The organism is Aromatoleum anaerobium, assembly GCF_012910705.2.
GTDB classification, from domain to species: Bacteria; Pseudomonadota; Gammaproteobacteria; order Burkholderiales; family Rhodocyclaceae; genus Aromatoleum; species Aromatoleum anaerobium.
Genome location: NZ_WTVG02000012.1, coordinates 1 through 722 on the forward strand (window position 1 = coordinate 1; position 722 = coordinate 722).

The window sequence follows — 722 nt, forward strand, 5'->3', positions numbered from 1 at the left end:
GACTTCGGCAGCCTCGAGAAGGTCAGCGGCAGCTACGTGGCGGACGACCTGCGCGACCGTGAAGACGACATCGTCTGGAAAGTGCGCTGGGGCGAGAGCTGGCTGTACGTGTATCTGCTGCTCGAGTTCCAGTCGCGCTCGGACCCGTTCATGGCCGTGCGCCTGCTCACCTACGTCGGGCTGCTCTATCAGGAGCTGGTGCGCCAGAAGAGCCTGAGCGCGGACGGCAGGCTGCCGCCGGTGCTGCCGCTGGTTCTCTATAATGGCAAATCGAGATGGAACGCCGCCACCGACGTCGCCGAGCTGGTCGCAACCCTTCCGGGCGGCGGGCTCGAGCGCTACCGTCCGCAGATGCGCTATCTGCTGCTCGACGAAGGGGCGCTGCGCGAAAGCGATCTGCCCGACATCCGCAATCTGGCCGCTGCGCTCTTTCGGCTGGAGCGCAGCCACAGCCCGGAGGATCTGAGGCAAACGATCGCGGCCCTGAGCGACTGGGTGCGCGCCCCCGAGCAGAGCAGCCTGCGGCGCGCCTTTACCGTCTGGATCAAGCGGGTGCTGTTGCCCGGGCGCCTGCCGGGCGTCCGGATCCCGGAAATGGCCGACTTACATGAGGCAGAAACCATGCTTGCAGAACGCGTGATCGAATGGACCGAAGAATGGAAACAGCAAGGGCTCGAGGAGGGCCTCCGGAAAGGCCGCCAGGAGGGCCGTCAGGAGGGCCG

General features: G+C 66.3%; 1 protein-coding gene. It reads left to right on the top strand.

The genetic code is table 11. From position 1 onward, the window contains the following. On the top strand, window positions 1-722 hold a 722-nt coding region (locus GO606_RS00680; protein WP_246979245.1), incomplete at both ends, for an Rpn family recombination-promoting nuclease/putative transposase.